A 1,201-nucleotide genomic window follows, 5' to 3' on the forward strand; every position below is an offset into this window, starting at 1 on the left:
TCCCGATAATGATGGCGCAGATTTACGCGCCTTCGTTGTGCAGCTCTAGGTTCGCTAGATCTTGCTGAATTTCACGTTGCGTTTTTGCATCGTCATTACGCAAACCATCTAGGAAGTCGAGGTATTGTTGATCGATATCGCCAGTTACGTATTCACCATTAAATACTGATGTATCGAACTGCGTGATATCTTGGTTACCTAAGCCTACCGCTTCAACTAAGTCATCTAGACGTTGGTAAATAAGCGCATCCGCACCAATCTGTTTACAAATGGTTTCGTTGTCACGACCATGAGCAATCAGCTCTGTCGCGCTCGGCATATCGATACCGTAAACGTTAGGGAAGCGAACTTCTGGTGCAGCAGACACCATGTACACTTTCTTCGCGCCGGAGTCGCGAGCCATCTCAATGATCTGTTCTGATGTCGTACCGCGGACGATAGAGTCATCCACCAGCAACACGTTCTTATCTTTGAACTCAGAGCGGATAGCGTTTAGCTTGCGACGCACTGATTTCTTACGTTGTTGCTGACCAGGCATGATAAACGTGCGGCCAACGTAACGGTTTTTAACAAAGCCTTGGCGGTAAGGAATATCGATCGCTTGAGCAATTTGTAGTGCGATATCGCAAGAGGTTTCAGGAATCGGGATTACGACGTCGATATCAAGATCGGCGTAATCTTCACGAATTCGCTCACCCAGCTTTTTGCCCATTTCAACGCGAGCACTGTACACAGAGATTTTATCGATGAAAGAATCAGGACGCGCAAAGTAAACAAATTCAAAAATACAAGGATTTAGCTTTGGATTGTCTGCACATTGCTTAGTGAACAGCTCACCTTCAAATGTCGCATATACCGCTTCACCCGGCGCTACGTCACGCACAAAGTCAAAACCGACCGCATCCAACGCAACAGACTCTGATGCAACCATGTATTCCGTGCGACCAGCGACTTCACGCTTGCCTAAACAAAGAGGGCGAATACCATGCGGGTCACGAAACGCAATCATACCGTGGCCGATGATCATCGCAGTTACTGCATAAGCGCCGCGAATAGTACGGTGCACATTGGTAACAGCGCGAAATACATCTTCAGCAGTCACATTGCCTTTTACTGTGTCAATTTCGTGTGCAAGTACGTTGAGCAGCACTTCTGAATCTGAAGTGGTGTTGATGTGGCGGCGATCTTTTTCAAACAGTTT

At 47.0% G+C, this 1,201-nt stretch carries 1 protein-coding gene; it reads right to left on the minus strand.

Features of this window, described 5'->3' with window-relative positions:
- Positions 1-22: 22 nt before the first annotated feature.
- The coding region (gene purF / locus R8O11_RS24970) for an amidophosphoribosyltransferase (RefSeq protein ID WP_318194576.1) at positions 23-1,201 on the minus strand (1,179 nt) is incomplete at its 5' end.

The sequence above is a fragment of the Vibrio sp. 1288 genome, from assembly GCF_033344475.1.